The organism is Pseudomonas sp. AP3_22 TE3818, from assembly GCF_053628995.1.
Genome location: NZ_JBRJHL010000001.1, coordinates 4,319,711 through 4,335,000, shown reverse-complemented (window position 1 = coordinate 4,335,000; position 15,290 = coordinate 4,319,711). Strand labels below are relative to the sequence as shown.

Sequence of the window (15,290 nt, the reverse complement as noted above, 5' to 3'; positions counted from 1 at the left end):
GTCGAGCAGGTACGAAAGTAGGTCTTAGTGATCCGGTGGTTCTGTATGGAAGGGCCATCGCTCAACGGATAAAAGGTACTCCGGGGATAACAGGCTGATACCGCCCAAGAGTTCATATCGACGGCGGTGTTTGGCACCTCGATGTCGGCTCATCACATCCTGGGGCTGAAGCCGGTCCCAAGGGTATGGCTGTTCGCCATTTAAAGTGGTACGCGAGCTGGGTTTAGAACGTCGTGAGACAGTTCGGTCCCTATCTGCCGTGGACGTTTGAGATTTGAGAGGGGCTGCTCCTAGTACGAGAGGACCGGAGTGGACGAACCTCTGGTGTTCCGGTTGTCACGCCAGTGGCATTGCCGGGTAGCTATGTTCGGAAAAGATAACCGCTGAAAGCATCTAAGCGGGAAACTTGCCTCAAGATGAGATCTCACTGGGACCTTGAGTCCCCTGAAGGGCCGTCGAAGACTACGACGTTGATAGGTTGGGTGTGTAAGCGCTGTGAGGCGTTGAGCTAACCAATACTAATTGCCCGTGAGGCTTGACCATATAACACCCAAGCAATTTGCATGCTTCGAGCTGAAAAGGCGAAAGAGCACCAGATTGCGGTGTGTGAAGACGAAACGAACCGAAAGTTCGAGAGACTCGCAAAACACCAGACTATCACCTACCCAATTTGCTGAAGCGAGGCCACCTGGCCACGACTCAGTACCCGAATTTCTTGACGACCATAGAGCGTTGGAACCACCTGATCCCATCCCGAACTCAGAAGTGAAACGATGCATCGCCGATGGTAGTGTGGGGTTTCCCCATGTGAGAGTAGGTCATCGTCAAGATTAAATTCCGAAACCCCAATTGCGAAAGCAGTTGGGGTTTTGTTTTTGTCCGCCGGAAATTCAAACTACTGCCCCAACCGCTCCAGTGTGTGCTCCAGCGGTTCCAGCGACACACAGATAAAACCATCAAGCGGTCGATTGAGTTCCTCCACCAGCAAGATGGTTGCCCCCGTCGACAGGGAACACATCAGCAATACGACGACAATGGTCCCGTTGCGTGGTGCAAACAGGCCGAACGAGCCGAAGATAATCCCCAGCCACGTCACCAGGATCACCAGCATCACCGGTGGAATCGATTGATTGGACTGCAGCAGGGTCAGCCAGCGGGCGGCAAACACGGCGTCCATGTCTTGCAATGCCTTGGCTTTGAGCGAGCGCTGATCATCGTTACCGGGAGACAGTGATTCGACCTGGCGTTGCAGGCCTTCGGAGCGACGGATCACTTCGGGGCTGTCGAGTTGTGCAATCTGACGGTGATCGCGGGTCGCGAGCACTTGGGTGACTTCGGCGTAGTTGTGCTTGAGCTCGGTACGGATACTCTGGGTATCGGGGCCATAGCGGGCCAGCAAGCGGTCGAATTGAATCACTTTCGCTGCCGCGCCCTCCAGCTCGGCATTGGCCGTATCGAAGGTGCCTTTGGCAGAGGAAACGAGCAGGCCGAGGACCAGCGCCGACATCGTTGCGATGAGGCCGGTGCCCAGCTTCAGCACCGCTACTGAGTCATCGCTCAGATGATGGCTCGGTAACCGCTCTCTCACGTACGAACCCAGCAGTGCGCTGGCGGACAGGCAGGCGAAGACGATGAGGGCGATCACCAGATCATTCAAATTCAACCTCCGTTGACGCTACCTTCCGCGGGGAGATATCTACCGGTACTTGATCACGCTGCTTTTGAGCTTGCGTCTCTCGATGGTCGTCGCGTCGCGAGCCCACAGCGGTCCGTTGGCATGGGTTCCAGGAGCAAGAGTTTGAAACGGGTGGGCCAGGACAGGTCACGGGCCGGCATGGGAGGTTTCCTCCTCTGGTTCGCTGCTATCGATGTGGCAAGTTGACGGTAGCAGACAGGCCGGGAGTTTCCAGAAAGCCCAACCTTTTCAGGTTGGGCTTTTTTGTGCCTTCATTTCTGTCGATCGACTAAGGCCGTTCACTGATCCTTTTCGCAATTGACCATCCACGACACACCAAAACGGTCGACGAGCATGCCGAAGCGCGCTGCCCAGAACGTGGTCTCCAGGGGCATTTGCACAGTGCCACCGTCCGCCAGTGCATTGAACACCCGTTCGGCCTCGACAATGCTGTCGACGTTGAGTGAAATCGAGCAGGCACTCATTTTATCGACGGGGCGATCCGGTGTGGTGTCCGACCCCATGATCGCCTGATCGCCCACGATCAGGCGGGTATGGATGATCAGGTTGTGCAGATCCTTGGGGAAATGCTCACCGGCAGGGGTTTCACCAAAGGTCAACATGGCTTCGATCTGGCCTTGCAGGCACGTCGCGTAGAACGTGAAGGCGGCTTTGCAGTCGCCATTGAAGATAAGGTAGGGATTGATTTTCATGGTCGGCTCCAGGTGCTCGAGTACATACAACGGTTTGGACGCCGGTTTTTTCGGCGAATTCCGATTGTGTCGAGCCGACAAGCAAAGCGCTAAATCTTTGTCGGAGCTTGTGTTTCTTTAGATGTTTTTTCCATAGGGCGGGCGAGGCTTATCGTCTCCGGCACACGCCGCGGCGCCAGCACACGCTCGATGGCGCCGCTGACCATGCTTTCCAGCAGCTCCTCACGTTCCTGCTCGTCCAGCACATGGGGCGTCAGCCAGCTGGGGGCGCTGTTGAGCAGCGCGCCAATGGCATGCCCGGCGGCCAGCAGGCCTTGCTCGCTGAAACGGGACTTCGCGCACAGCATCTTCAGCAACGTGCGTTCGTATTGCTCGCGCAGTTGCCTGACCCGAGCCTGTTGCTCTTCGTTCAGGCAACCGCTGTCGCGCTCCACCAGGCGGAAATGCCAAGGCATCTCCCGATGCAGATTCAGATGAGCGCGAATCAGGCTGTTGAGTTTGTCGCGTTTGCCGGGCGCTTTTTGCTGGATGCGCCCCAGAGTAGCCAGCAGCTCCTCGTAGAACTCCTCGATCAGGTCCAGCAGCAGATGCTGTTTACTCGGGTAATGGTGATACAGCGAGCCCGCAGAGAGCCCCAGGCACGTCGCGAGCTCACGCATGCCGACCTGGCCGAACCCCTTGCAGGCAAACAGCTCCAGGACCTTGTCCCGGTACTCGGCAAAGCGCGAGCAACGCTCAGGCATAGGCATGGAAGCCGCGCCCCGTCTTGCGCCCCAGGTAACCGGCAGCGACCATTTCCTTGAGCAATGGCGCCGGGCGATATTTGCTGTCGTTGAATCCGTCATAGAAGGCTTCGAGGATCGACAACAGGGTATCCAGGCCAATCAGGTCCGCCAGGGCCAACGGGCCGATAGGCTGGTTGCAGCCCAGGCGCATGCCGGCGTCGATGTCTTCGGCGCTGGCCAGGCCTTCCTGGAACACCAGGATCGCCTCGTTGATCATCGGCACCAGGATCCGGTTGACCACGAAGCCCGGACGGTTGCCGGCGGTGATCGCGGTTTTGCCGAGCGTGGTCGCCATGTCCAGCGCCAGTTTATGGGTCGCGTCACTGGTTTGCAGGCCGCGGATGACTTCGATCAGGCCCATTACCGGCACCGGATTGAAGAAATGCAGGCCGATGAAGCGCTCTGGCTGGCTGACACTGGCGGCCAGTTGGGTGATCGACAGCGACGAGGTATTGGAGGCAATGACGCATTCGTTGCTGACTTGCGCGGCGATCTGTTGCAGTACACGCAGTTTCAGGTCGAGATTTTCAGTGGCCGCTTCGATGACCAGTTGCGCGTCACGCAGGACGCTGTAATCGGTGCTGGTGCGGATTCTGTCGAGGGTGGCCTGTTTCTGCTCCGGTGTCAGGGTTTCCTTGGCGATCTGCCGGTCAAGATTTTTACCGACCGTCGCGACGGCTTTTTGCAACGCGCTTTCAGAAATGTCGAGCAGGGTCACGTTGAAACCGGCCATGGCACAGACCTGTGCGATGCCGTTGCCCATGGTGCCCGCACCGATTACACCGATGTTTTGCAGATTCATTTTCCGTCCTTCGATCAAACCCTGCGATACCTTGGCCGCGACTGCAGCCGAAGGCGTACTATTGCCGCGAGTCTAGAGCCGGCAGGGCGGTTGTCCTATGCCAAAACTGTTCAACGGCACTGATGTTTTTTGCCATTCGGGTGATGAGAGAGAAGCGAACCAATGCGGGAAAAGGACTCGGTTGCCGCCTATTTCGTGCAGGCAATGATCCATGGGCTGAGGGACGATCCGCAGCGCGTGACGGCCGTGCTCGAACAGGCGGGCATTGATCCGGCGGTCATGCAACAACCCACGGCGCGGGTGCCGGCCAATGCGTTTGCGGCGTTGTGGCTGATTCAGATCCGCGAACTCGACGACGAGTTTTTCGGGCTCGATTCCCATGGCATGCCGCCGGGCAGTTTCGCCCTGATTTGCCGCGCCCTGATTCAGGAACCCGATCTGCACAAGGCCATGCGTCAGTGCCTGGCCAACTTCGGGCTGTTCCTGCGCGACTTTCGTGGCTCGCTGGCCGTGCGGGGCAAACGTGCGGTCATCAGCCTGCAGACCCGTTCGAAGGACAACGATGCCAGCCGGTTTGGCGAAGAAACCTTCCTGGTGTTGATGATCAGTCTGCTGTGCTGGCTGGGCGGGCGGCGCATTCCCATTGACCGTGCGGACTTTCGCCATTCGCGCCTGTCGCTGAGTGACGACCGCCTGCTTTGGGGACCCAACCTGACCTTCGGTGCCGAGCGCACTGAAATCGAATTTGCCAGCCATTACCTGCGCCTGCCGGTGGTTCAGGACCTGGCGTCGCTGAAAGTGTTTCTGCGCACCGCGCCGCAATGGCTGGTGATCCGCTTTCGTAACCAGCATGGCCTGGCATCGCAGGTTCATCAGCGCTTGCGCGGCAGTCACTACAGTGAATGGCCAACGTTGCAGGCCTTTGCCCTGGAACAGCACCTGAGCCCCAGCACCTTCCGCCGCAAACTGGAGCGTGAAGGCTGTTCCTATCAGGAGATCAAGGACGAAGTACGCCGTGGCGTGGCCTTTGAGCAATTGCGTCAGAGCGACGCGAGCATCAGCGATATCGCCGAGCAACTGGGCTTCCAGGAGCCCAGCGCCTTCCATCGGGCGTTCAAGAAGTGGACCGGGGAGAGTCCGGGGCGCTATCGGGCCCGTTATCAGGGAGACTGTGGGAGCGAGCCTGCTCGCGAAAGCGATAGGTCATTCAACAGTGATGTCGTCTGACACTCCGCCTTCGCGAGCAGGCTCGCTCCCACAGGGATCCGTCATGGCATTTCCGGCAGTTCCTGCGGACGCAGGTCGAAGACCAATACTTCAGCGTCCACGCCGTTGCTCAAGGTCAGCGCCCGTTCATCACGGACCCGCACACCGTCGCCTTCCTGCAACAACACACCGTTGAGTTCGACGCTGCCCCGGGCCACGTGCACGTAGGCATAACGGTTGGCGGCCAGTTCCAGGGTGGCGCTTTCCTTGCCGTCGATCAGGCCGGCATACACCCGTGCATCCTGACGCACCTTCAGCGAACCCTTGGCGCCGTCCGGCGAGATGATCAGTTGCAGGCGCCCGCGTTTTTTCTGGGGGCTGAAGTGCTCCTGCTGATAGCGCGGTTTGGCGCCGCTGACGTCGGGCACGATCCAGATCTGCAGAAAGTGCACCGGCCGTGTGCTGGAGTGGTTGAACTCACTGTGGGCCACGCCGCTGCCAGCGCTCATCAGTTGCACATCGCCGGGGCGGATCACCGACCCGGTGCCCAGGGTGTCCTTGTGTTCCAGGGCACCCTCAAGCACATAGGAGAAGATCTCCATGTCGCGGTGCGGGTGCTGGCCGAAGCCTTTGCCGGCGGCGACGCGGTCGTCATTGATCACCAACAGGTCGGAAAAACCCTGCTCTTTCGGATTGCGGTAGTTGGCGAAGGAAAAGGTGTGGAACGACTTCAACCAGCCGTGATTGGCCAGACCACGATCCGAGGCTTTGCGAAGAGTCAGCATGATGAAATCTCCTGTGGGGACGTGAATTCGTCCGAGTGAGGAGAAGGTTAATGTTTACTCGTTTGTGCAATAAGTAGGTGAAAATTGAAATACTGTCTCTTTATGGTTGACAATTTGTGAGCGCGAATCAGCTATTCTGTTCCGATATTCGGCCCTGATGAATGGCATGTCTTTTGTGGGAGCGGGCTTGCTCGCGAATGCGGTGGGTCAGTCAACATCCATGCTGACTGATCCACCGCATTCGCGAGCAAGCCCGCTCCCACAGAGGATGTGCACCGTCTCAATTAATCCAGTGAATTCCAATCCATGAAAACCGTGGCAATGGTGCTGTTTCCCGACTTTCTCCTGCTCGATATGGCCGGGCCCATGGAAGTGTTTTCCATCGCCAATCGTTATCTGAAACCCGACGATCACTATGTGCTGACGACCATCGGCACCGAACCCGGCGCATTGCGCGCGTCCAATGGCGTGAGCGTGCAGGCCGACCGGCACATCGATCAGGCCTGCGAAGGTTTTGATTTGCTGCTGGTACCCGGTGGTCCCGGTGCCTACAACGAAAAGCATCCGCCGTTGCTCGACTGGCTCAGGCACAACGTCAGCCGGTCCGCCGGTTACGGCTCGATCTGCACTGGGGCGTTTGTGCTGGGGCATGCGGGTTTGCTCGATGGCTATCGCGTCACCACCCACTGGCACTACACCGAGCGGCTGATCAAGGGCTTTCCGAAAGCGACCGTCGAGACCGACCAGATCTTTGTCCAGGACCGCAACCTGATCACTTCCGGCGGTGTCACCGCCGGGATCGACCTGGCGCTGTCGGTGGTGGCACAGGACCATGGCAAAAAAGTCGCCCAGGACGTGGCCAAGGTGTTGCTGGTGGTCATGAAACGCCAGGGCGGGCAAGCGCAGTTCAGTCCGTTGATGGCGGCGGTGGCGCCTCACGAAACGGCGATTACCCGCGTGCAGAACCACGTGCTCGAACACCTCGACGAGTCCTTCAGCATCGAATGCATGTCGGGACTCGCCAACATGAGCCCGCGGCATTTCACCAGGGTTTTTGCCCGGGAGGTGAACATGACGCCAATGGAGTTTGTGCAAAGCGCGCGCATCGATTGCGCCAGGAACCTGCTGGAAACCACCGAGTTGCCGCTCAAGACCGTGGCCTTCAAAAGCGGCTTCGGCAGCGTGCGGCACATGCGTTTTCTGTTCAGTGAAAAGCTTGGCTTGACCCCGACTCAATACCGCGAGCAATTCAGCTAGGGTGCGTGTCCGTTTTGCGCACCGCAATGGCCGTTACGCTCCCCCCGCAACGGTTGTACCGTCACCAAGGACTGCCAAGATACGAGGTAACTCATTGCAAGGAAGGTGCGGAGCCTGGATGGACTCACGTGCCAGATCAGGTTTCCCGCGAGTGACTGCCCATGAACAGCCTCAGAGATGTCAGCAACGAAGCGGTGCTGCAATTCGGACCCTACGCTTTCCACCTCAGTCAGCGGCTGGTGCTGGAGGGTAATCGACCGCTGCGCCTGGGCGGCCGCGCCCTTGACGTGTTGCAGGTGCTGGTCGAACACGCGGGCTCGGTGGTCAGCAAGGACGAGTTGATTGCGCAGGTCTGGCCGCGCTCCGTGGTCGAAGAGATCAACCTGCGCGTGCACATCGCTGCCCTGCGTCGGGCCTTGGGCGACGGGCAGAACGGTCAGTGCTATATCGTCAACATTCCCCAGCGCGGCTACAGTTTTGTCGCCTCGGTGCAGCACTTGCCGGAGCCCGTGGCGTTCCCGAGCCAGACCGTACAAAAGCCCCTGCACAACTTGCCGGCACGGCTCACGTCGATCTCCGGGCGCGATGCCCTTGTCGGCAGCCTGGTGCGGCAGTTGCCGGTGCGGCGATTCATGACCCTGGTCGGGCCTTGCGGGATCGGCAAGACCACCGTGGCCTTGCGCGTGGCCGAACTGTTGTTGCAGCACTATCGGCATGGCGTGTGGCTGGTGGACCTGGCGGCGATCGATGACCCGGCGCAAGTGACCGATCATCTCGCACGAACCCTTGGGCTGGAGGTCGGCACCACGCTGGAGGCGCTGGCACAGCGGCATGCCCTGTTGGTCCTGGACAACTGCGAGCATCTGCTCGAGCGCTGCCGGACGTTGGTCGAGACTCTGCTGCAATCGATGCCGCGACTGTCGATCCTCGCCACCAGCCGCGAGCCACTCCAGGCCGTGGGCGAAACCGTGTTGCGTCTGCCACCGCTGGCGGTGCCGCCGGCGTCAGCGCTGCGCAGCGTTGCCGAGGTCATGGGCTATTCGGCGGTGCAGTTGTTCGTCAGCCGTGCCCGGGCCCGTCAGCAAGGCTTCACCTTGCGCGAGCAAGACCTCAAGGCCGTGCGTGAAATCTGCCGGCGCCTCGACGGCCTGCCGCTGGCGATTGAACTGGCGGCAGCACAAATCGACGCGTTGGCCCTGGTGGGGTTGCAGGCGCAACTCGACAACTGTTTTCAATTGCTGACCCAGGGCCGCCGCACGGCCGTCCCCCGGCATCAGACCCTCAAGGCCGCGCTGGACTGGAGTTACGAACGGTTGACTGCGCTGGAACAATCCGTGTTGCAGCGCTTGGCGGTCTTCAAGATGGCCTTCACCCAGGATGCCGCGATAGGCGCGATCAGCGGCGACGCGATACCGGTCGCCGAGCTGATCGAGGTGCTGGACAACCTCGCACTCAAATCATTGCTGTCCCTGGAGCAGGGCGGCGGGGTGATCCGTTACCGCTTCCTCAACACCACCCGCACCTATGCCCTGGAAAAGCTCGAACTCAGTGGGCAGTTGCGCACCCTTGAAATGCGTTATGCCGGTTTCGACAATCAAACGCCCAGGCCTTCAGGCCGGCAAGTGACAATGCAACTCACCGAGTAAGTGGCGGACTGCTTTCAGGTCCGGCGTGGCAAAACCTTCGGTGAAGCGCTGGTAGACCGGCGCCAGCAATGCATGCGCCTTTTGGTGGCGGCCCTGACGCTGCCACAATTGCGCCAGCGAGGTGGCGCTGCGCAGCTCCCAGGCCAGGGCGCCCTGGGATTTTGCCACGTCGAGTGCCTTGAGCAACACGGTTTCAGCCATCGCAGCGTTGGCCGGACACTCCGTTGCCAGCAGCGTCTCGGCCCTGGCCCGCAGTATCTCTGCCGTGCTCCAGCCCGACGCGCCGTTTTGCGCACGTTCGAGCAAGTCGTCATCGACGCAGGTGGAATCCAGCGTGACCATGATGTCTTTGATCAATCCGACACTTCGTTGCCTGGCGGGCGCGACATCGACACCGCCGATCACCTGTGCGTAGTGTTGCGCCCAGGTATGGAACAGCAGGACCGAGTGTTTCTGCGCCTGCAGCAGCAGCAGGCGCAGGAGTTCGCGGGCGCTGCGGGTGTCACCGTTGTAGTAGGCGATCAGGCAGCCGGCGAGCGCCAGGGTGTAGCAGATCGACGTGCCGTGGTTGATCTGCAACGCGATGTCCAGCGCCTGCCGGGCTGCGCGCCAGGCCTGTTCCGGTTGGCCTCGCAGCCAGAGGATGCGCGCCTGGATGGTCAGCGCCGCGACACTCTGGTCGTATTGCACGCCGAAGCCATGGGTGAACCGGTTGAGATGACCACTGTGGGCCATGCGTTGCAGTACCTGTTCGGCATGCTCACCGGCCTGTTGCTGGTCGCCGGAAAAATGCAGGGCAAGCACCCGCAGTCGATGCGTGCTCAGGGATAACAGGGCGTCATCATGCAGCCCCAGTTGATCGAATTGCCGGCTCTGTTGCAGAGCCATCTGGTATTGGCCGCAACTGAGATTGACCGCCAGGTGACCGGAAATCGCCCGCAACTGACCGGCCACATCGTTGAGTCGGCTGGCCAGGGTTCTGGCGCTGACAAAGGCGCCAACGGTTTCGGCGCTCGCGCCTTGAGCGTGGTAACAGGCACTGCCCAGGGCCAGCTTGAGGGTCATCTGCAAACGCGGGCAAGGCTCGGCAGACTGCTCGAGCAGGGCCAGGGCCTTGCGCACATAACCGCCGTGTTCCTTGAGCAGTGACAGCTCCTGCCACAGGGGCGTGGACGTCGCGGCCAGGCGAATCGCCAGTGCCTGCGGCCCTTGCCCGTGCAAACCCCAGTCGAGGGCCGCGCGGATGTCCTCCAGGGTCCGGCCATAGCGCTCGAGCCACAGGCCGGTCGAGGTGTTCTCCCATTCGTCCTGCGCCTGTTGCATCAGCGCCAGGCAACGCTCGGCATGGCGCTCCCGTGTGCCGGGCAGGTCGGGGCTTTGCGCGAGTTTTTCCAGCGCATGGCTGCGGGTGGTATCGAGCAGACGGTAGTAGACATCCTCATCGCCCACCTCCACGTTCAACAGGGACTTGGCGACCAGTTGGGTGATCGAGCCGAACACTTCGCGAGGTTCGATGTGTTCGCCGACAATCACCGCCGCTGCGGACTCCAGGGTGAAGCCGCCGCGAAACACACTCAGTCGGCGCAGGCAGGTCTTTTCGCAGGCGTTGAGCAGCTCGAAGCTCCAGTCCAGTGTCGCGCGCAGGGTCTGATGGCGTGCCAGGGGCGTCTGGCAGGGCTGGGTCAACACCCGGAAACTGCTTTGCAACTGCGCCAGCAAGCCGGCTAATCCGAAGTTGCCCACTTGCGCCGCCGCCAGTTCGATGGCCAGTGGAATGCCGTCCAGTCGGTGGCAGATGTCGATCAACAGCGGCAGTTCATCGTCCGTCAGTTCAAAGCTGTCATGGCTGGCCATGGCCCGCTCGACAAACAGTTGCAGGGCGGAAAAGGTCATGGCCTGGGCGCGGTCCAGGACGGCGATGGGCGGCGGGCAGTCGAGTGATGCCAGGCGCTGGACGCATTCGCCTTCGGCCCTCAGGCTCTCGCGGCTGGTGGCGAGAATGTGCACGTGCGGCGCACTGCGCAGAATGTTTTCGCAGAGCTGGGCGATGGCGTCGACCAGGTGTTCGCAGTTGTCGATGACCAGCAGCATTTGCCTGTCGCGTAGACAGTCCGCCAGCCCGTTCAGGGGTTCGTCGTCGTGCAGGGCCAATTCAAGCAACGTCGCCAGATGACCGTTGATCATCAGCGGGCAGTTGATCGGGGCCAGGTCCAGCAGGCGAATACCGTCCCGGTAGAGGCCGATCATTTGTTCGGCGACCCGCAAGGCCACTGTGGTCTTGCCGATGCCGCCGGGACCGACGAGGGTGATGAAGCGCTGGCGCGGCAGTTGCACCACCAGATTGTCGACCAGCGTCCGCCGGCCGATCATGCGTGTGCGGCGCACCGGCAGGTTATGCCGGCTCGGCGCGCAAGACACGGGTGCCGGCGGTTGTTCGACCGGCTCCCGTGAGTGCGGTGCGACGAAGCTGTACCCGCGCTGGGCCACGGTGACGATGTAGCGCTGGCCGGCCTGGCCGTCGCCGAGCGCCTTGCGCAGCGCGGCCATGTGCACCCGCAGGTTGATGTCTTCGACCACGCTGTCGGGCCAGACCCGGGCGATCAATTGCTGCTTGCTGACCACGTTGCCGGCGTGTTCCAGCAGGATCAACAGGATGTCCATGGCGCGCCGGCCCAGGCGCAAGGGCTGGTCGGCCTCCATCACCAGGCGTTGTCCGGGGTAGACCCGGTAGGGGCCGAAATGCACAGCCTGTTCGGGGGAAAGGGTCAACGAGTCGCTCCTGCTGCAGCCGTCTGGTTCGCGGTTTACGAGCATATTCCTCAGGTTTTTTACGCAGCGCAACGTGCCGCCCGGGTGACTGAAGGGGCAGGCATTGACTCTAGCGTATCGGCCAGCGGCTGTCGGGCCCGAAAACATTGGGTGCGACAGAAGGGCAGGACATGCCGGGGCTTTTTGCGCGCCAAGGAAAATTAACAACGTTTAACTCGTCGCGCGTCTGGTCTGCGCACAAAACTCTATCCCTGTAGGAGCGAGCTTGCTCGCGATGGTGTGTCAGCCACATGGGTGTTGACTGATACTCCATCGCGAGCAAGCTCGCTCCTACAAAGGGAATTCAATCATTCGCAAGGACACCGCAATGAGCAACGTGGTGGTGGTCTATCACAGTGGCTACGGGCACACCCGGGTCATGGCCGAAGCCGTGGCCGCGGGCGTCGAGCGGCACCTGGGCAGCACCTGCCAGTTGATCCCGGTCGAGGAAGTGGACGAGCACTGGGCGCGGCTGCACAACGCCGACGCCATCATCTTCGGCGCGCCGACCTACATGGGCAGCGCCTCGGCGGCCTTCAAGGGCTTCATGGAGGCCACGGCGGCGTTCTACCTGGCCCAGCCCTGGCGCGACAAACTCGCGGCGGGCTTCACCAATTCCGGCTGCCTGTGCGGCGACAAACTCAACACCTTGCTGCAGATGGCGGTGTTCGCCGCGCAGCACTCGATGATCTGGGTCGGCCTCGACCTGCTGCCGGCGCGTTCCAGCACCGGCGCGTTCAACGGCCAACTCAATCGCCTGGGCAGCTCACTGGGCGCCATGGCCCAGTCGAATGTCGAGCAATCCCCCGACGATGCGCCGCCTCCCGAGGATCGCTGCACCGCCGCGCATCTGGGCGAGCGGGTGGCGCGCCTGGCCGATCGCCTGAACCGACTTCCCGTTTGATTCACCCCCCCAACCCTCGTTAAGGAAGCATTACCCATGAGTACCTTCACCACCCGCGATGGCGTCGAGATTTACTACAAGGACTGGGGCACCGGTCAGCCGATTGTCTTCAGTCACGGCTGGCCGCTGAACGCCGACAGTTGGGAATCGCAGATGATTTTCCTGGCCTCCAACGGGTATCGGGTCATCGCCCACGACCGTCGCGGTCATGGGCGTTCCAGCCAGCCGTGGTCGGGCAATGACATGGACCATTACGCCGACGATCTGGCGCAGTTGATCGAGCTGCTCGACCTGCAAGACGCCGTGCTGTTCGGCTTCTCCACCGGCGGTGGAGAGGTGGCGCGCTACATCGGTCGCCACGGCACCGGCCGCGTGGCCAAGGCCGGGCTGATTTCCGCGGTGCCGCCCCTGATGCTCAAGACCGAAGCCAACCCCGGCGGCCTGCCGCTCGACGTGTTCGACGGCATCCGCCAGGCCTCGCTGGCCGACCGCTCGCAGCTCTATATCGACCTCGCCAGCGGACCGTTTTTCGGCTTCAACAAGCCGGGCGCGAAACCGTCCCAGGGCATGATCGACTGGTTCTGGATGCAAGGCATGATGGCCGGCCACAAGAACGCCCATGACTGCATCAAGGCGTTCTCGGAAACCGACTTCACCGAAGACTTGAAGAAGTTCGACGTACCGACGCTGGTAGTGCATGGCGACGCGGATCAGGTCGTGCCTTACGAGGCGGCGGGTGTGTCCTCGGCCAGACTGGTCAAAGGCTCGACCCTGAAGGTTTACCCAGGTGCCCCTCACGGGTTGACGGACACCCACAAGGATCAGCTCAACGCTGACCTGTTGGCGTTCTTGAAAGGTTAACAAACCAGATCAAAAGGTCGCAGGCTTCGCCAGCGCCTACACGCTAGCGTGCATGCCCGTAGGCGCTGGCGAAGCCTGCGATCTTTTGCTTTTAAGGCCACGCACCATCTGACAGCGCCAGGCAAACGGATTGATGCCTTCGCTGCGGGTGAAGATGTGGCAGAAGTGCGCCTGATCGCAGAAGCCGCATTCGAGGCTGATTTGCGTAAGGCTCATGTCGGTGTACTGGATCAATTGTTTGGCCAGGGCAACGCGTTGCTGGCGAATCCATTCTTGCGGCGAGAGGCCGGTGCTGCACTTGAACGCGCGGGAAAAGTGACTGCGCGAGAGGGCGCAGGCCTTTGCCAGTTCAGTGACTTCCAGGCTGTCGCCGAGGCGCTCGAGGATCAGTTGTTTAACCAGCCGTTCGCGCTGCGGGCTGAGGCCACCGGTGCTTTTCTTTGGCACAGGCGTGAATGGCGCGGGCGCGGCATTTTGCTGAACGTGAGCCATGGTGAATGTCCGTGTCGGTAGGCTTCATTCTTGGACCCGAAGGCTCTGGCTTGCGAGTTAATCGTTGTTAATTCCTCGTTAAGTGCGGGACGGCCTGGGTAAAGTCAGACACACTTCTCAACCTCGCGCCTGGCCGAGCACACAAGGGAACCGTGCCTATGAACCGTAATGATCTGCGTCGCGTCGACATGAACCTGCTGGTGATTTTCGAGGCGTTGATGTTCGAAAAAAATCTGACCCGCGTCGCGGAAAAACTGTTCATGGGCCAACCGGCGGTGAGCGCTGCGCTGGGGCGACTGCGTGATCTGTTCGACGATCCATTGCTGCTGCGCAACGGTCGCGGCATGGAGCCGACGGCGCGGGCACTGGCGATTCTCAAGGAGCTGCAGCCGGCGATGGACACCATTTCCGGTGCGGTCAGCCGGGCCAGGGAATTCGATCCGGCGACCCGTTGCGATGTGTTCCGCATCGGGCTGTCGGACGATGCCGAGTTCGGTTTGTTTCCGCCGTTGCTGCGTCAATTGCAAGAGGAGGCACCGGGCATCGTCGTGGTTGTGCGGCGGGCCAATTACCTGTTGATGCCGGCGTTGCTGGCGTCGGGGGAGATCTCGGTGGGCGTCAGTTACACCACGGACCTGCCGGCCAATGCCAAGCGCAAGAAGCTGCGCGATATTCCCTGCAAAGTGCTGCGCGGTGATACCCGGCCGGGGCCGCTGACCCTGGATGAATACTGCGAACGGCCCCATGCGATGGTGTCGTTTTCCGGTGACTTGAGCGGCAATATCGATCTGGATCTGGCGAAGGTCGGGCGTAGTCGTCGTGTGGTGTTGGGGGTGCCGCAGTTCAGTGGGTTGCGGGCGTTGCTCGCGGGGACGGAGATGATCGCTACCGTGCCGGACTATGCAGCGTGTGCGTTGGTCGAGGGGTGTGGGTTGCGGGCTGAGGATCCGCCGTTCGAGATTGAGGCGGCGCAGTTGTCGATGGCCTGGAGCGGGGTGCATGACAATGATCCGGCGGAGCGGTGGTTGCGGGAGCGGATTGGGCAGTTCATGTCTTTGGCTTTGGATGTTCGTTAGGCTTTTGGCCTTGGCGGCCTCTGGGCCGACCAGGTTCTTGGTTGATTGAGTACATATCCGTTTCTTTGGTAGCGGCGGCTGGCGGTTTCGCCCTTACGGCGACTCCCTTTTTTACAAGCGCCTAAAAAAGGAAGCAAAAAACGCTCGCCCCTTACGTACGGCCCCTCGCTGAGGCTCGGTGTACCTTCGCTGCGGTATTCATCCGGGGGCATTGCCCTCCGGTCGGCTTCGCTTCGACCTACATGCAATGAGTTCGACTGCGTCGAACGGCGCTACGCGC

Annotated in this window: 13 protein-coding genes and 2 rRNA genes (1 of these 15 cut by a window edge); 8 read left to right on the top strand and 7 right to left on the bottom strand. The window is 61.0% G+C overall.

Going from position 1 to position 15,290, the window contains the following annotated elements:
• Positions 1-543 (top strand): 23S ribosomal RNA (locus tag AB7M25_RS19570); it begins 2,351 nt to the left of the window's first position.
• 171 nt (positions 544-714) lie between these two features.
• Positions 715-830, top strand: a 5S ribosomal RNA gene (gene rrf, locus AB7M25_RS19565).
• Between the two features lie 65 nt (positions 831-895).
• Here the strand turns inward: rrf and AB7M25_RS19560 are convergent.
• The 4 genes from AB7M25_RS19560 to AB7M25_RS19545 form a co-directional block, all read right to left on the bottom strand.
• On the bottom strand, positions 896-1,657 hold the full coding sequence (locus tag AB7M25_RS19560) for a bestrophin-like domain (protein ID WP_429519496.1): 762 nt from the start codon (positions 1,655-1,657) through the stop codon (positions 896-898).
• A gap of 317 nt (positions 1,658-1,974) precedes the next feature.
• Positions 1,975-2,388 carry a VOC family protein gene (locus AB7M25_RS19555; RefSeq protein WP_429390049.1) on the bottom strand — a complete coding sequence of 138 codons (414 nt, stop codon included), beginning with the start codon at positions 2,386-2,388 and terminating at the stop codon, positions 1,975-1,977.
• Positions 2,389-2,477: 89 nt separating this feature from the next.
• On the bottom strand, positions 2,478-3,137 hold the full coding sequence (locus tag AB7M25_RS19550) for a TetR/AcrR family transcriptional regulator (protein WP_454237866.1): 660 nt from the start codon (positions 3,135-3,137) through the stop codon (positions 2,478-2,480).
• Positions 3,124-3,975, bottom strand: coding sequence for a 3-hydroxybutyryl-CoA dehydrogenase (locus AB7M25_RS19545; RefSeq protein WP_454237865.1), 852 nt, complete (start codon positions 3,973-3,975; stop codon positions 3,124-3,126). Before AB7M25_RS19545 ends, AB7M25_RS19550 begins: the two co-directional genes overlap by 14 nt.
• Positions 3,976-4,137: 162 nt before the next feature.
• On the opposite strand from AB7M25_RS19545, the gene AB7M25_RS19540 reads away from it, so the two are divergent.
• A complete protein-coding gene (locus AB7M25_RS19540) occupies positions 4,138-5,202 on the top strand; it encodes an AraC family transcriptional regulator (RefSeq protein WP_429519495.1) in 1,065 nt (354 codons plus the stop codon).
• Positions 5,203-5,243: 41 nt separating this feature from the next.
• Here the strand turns inward: AB7M25_RS19540 and AB7M25_RS19535 are convergent, their stop codons facing one another.
• On the bottom strand, positions 5,244-5,966 hold the full coding sequence (locus tag AB7M25_RS19535; protein ID WP_429519494.1) for a pirin family protein: 723 nt from the start codon (positions 5,964-5,966) through the stop codon (positions 5,244-5,246).
• Between the two features lie 306 nt (positions 5,967-6,272).
• Here AB7M25_RS19535 and AB7M25_RS19530 point away from each other — a divergent pair, with 306 nt between their 5' ends.
• Complete coding sequence (locus AB7M25_RS19530; RefSeq protein WP_429388802.1) at positions 6,273-7,223, top strand: GlxA family transcriptional regulator; 951 nt, start codon at positions 6,273-6,275, stop codon at positions 7,221-7,223.
• A gap of 161 nt (positions 7,224-7,384) precedes the next feature.
• Complete coding sequence (locus AB7M25_RS19525) at positions 7,385-8,869, top strand: ATP-binding protein (RefSeq protein ID WP_429519490.1); 1,485 nt, start codon at positions 7,385-7,387, stop codon at positions 8,867-8,869.
• Here AB7M25_RS19525 and AB7M25_RS19520 read toward each other — a convergent pair.
• Positions 8,834-11,638, bottom strand: coding sequence for an ATP-binding protein (locus AB7M25_RS19520; RefSeq protein WP_454237864.1), 2,805 nt, complete (start codon positions 11,636-11,638; stop codon positions 8,834-8,836). The genes AB7M25_RS19525 and AB7M25_RS19520 overlap by 36 nt on opposite strands.
• A 367-nt stretch (positions 11,639-12,005) precedes the next feature.
• On the opposite strand from AB7M25_RS19520, the gene AB7M25_RS19515 reads away from it, so the two are divergent.
• Both AB7M25_RS19515 and AB7M25_RS19510 read left to right on the top strand, forming a co-directional pair.
• The gene (locus tag AB7M25_RS19515; protein ID WP_454237863.1) at positions 12,006-12,581 is read left to right on the top strand and encodes a flavodoxin family protein; all 576 of its coding nucleotides are present in this window, start codon (positions 12,006-12,008) and stop codon (positions 12,579-12,581) included.
• A gap of 36 nt (positions 12,582-12,617) precedes the next feature.
• Complete coding sequence (locus AB7M25_RS19510; RefSeq protein ID WP_429388795.1) at positions 12,618-13,442, top strand: alpha/beta fold hydrolase; 825 nt, start codon at positions 12,618-12,620, stop codon at positions 13,440-13,442.
• 36 nt (positions 13,443-13,478) lie between these two features.
• Here AB7M25_RS19510 and AB7M25_RS19505 read toward each other — a convergent pair whose 3' ends face one another.
• The gene (locus AB7M25_RS19505; RefSeq protein WP_429388793.1) at positions 13,479-13,934 is read right to left on the bottom strand and encodes a helix-turn-helix domain-containing protein; all 456 of its coding nucleotides are present in this window, start codon (positions 13,932-13,934) and stop codon (positions 13,479-13,481) included.
• A 158-nt stretch (positions 13,935-14,092) separates the two neighbouring features.
• Between AB7M25_RS19505 and AB7M25_RS19500 the strand changes: the two genes are divergently transcribed.
• Positions 14,093-15,010: a LysR family transcriptional regulator gene (locus AB7M25_RS19500; protein WP_429388790.1), complete on the top strand. Its 918-nt coding sequence runs from the start codon at positions 14,093-14,095 to the stop codon at positions 15,008-15,010.
• Positions 15,011-15,290: the final 280 nt, after the last annotated feature.

What these genes read in the sequence shown, in the direction of transcription:
- AB7M25_RS19550 (WP_454237866.1), bottom strand. Translation starts at nt 3,137, where the DNA reads ATGCCTATGCCTGAGCGTTGCTCGCGCTTTGCCGAGTACCGGGACAAG.
- AB7M25_RS19545 (WP_454237865.1), bottom strand. Translation starts at nt 3,975, where the DNA reads ATGAATCTGCAAAACATCGGTGTAATCGGTGCGGGCACCATGGGCAAC.
- AB7M25_RS19525 (WP_429519490.1), top strand. Translation starts at nt 7,385, where the DNA reads ATGAACAGCCTCAGAGATGTCAGCAACGAAGCGGTGCTGCAATTCGGA.
- AB7M25_RS19540 (WP_429519495.1), top strand. Translation starts at nt 4,138, where the DNA reads ATGCGGGAAAAGGACTCGGTTGCCGCCTATTTCGTGCAGGCAATGATC.
- AB7M25_RS19510 (WP_429388795.1), top strand. Translation starts at nt 12,618, where the DNA reads ATGAGTACCTTCACCACCCGCGATGGCGTCGAGATTTACTACAAGGAC.
- AB7M25_RS19555 (WP_429390049.1), bottom strand. Translation starts at nt 2,388, where the DNA reads ATGAAAATCAATCCCTACCTTATCTTCAATGGCGACTGCAAAGCCGCC.
- AB7M25_RS19515 (WP_454237863.1), top strand. Translation starts at nt 12,006, where the DNA reads ATGAGCAACGTGGTGGTGGTCTATCACAGTGGCTACGGGCACACCCGG.
- AB7M25_RS19530 (WP_429388802.1), top strand. Translation starts at nt 6,273, where the DNA reads ATGAAAACCGTGGCAATGGTGCTGTTTCCCGACTTTCTCCTGCTCGAT.
- AB7M25_RS19505 (WP_429388793.1), bottom strand. Translation starts at nt 13,934, where the DNA reads ATGGCTCACGTTCAGCAAAATGCCGCGCCCGCGCCATTCACGCCTGTG.
- AB7M25_RS19535 (WP_429519494.1), bottom strand. Translation starts at nt 5,966, where the DNA reads ATGCTGACTCTTCGCAAAGCCTCGGATCGTGGTCTGGCCAATCACGGC.
- AB7M25_RS19500 (WP_429388790.1), top strand. Translation starts at nt 14,093, where the DNA reads ATGAACCGTAATGATCTGCGTCGCGTCGACATGAACCTGCTGGTGATT.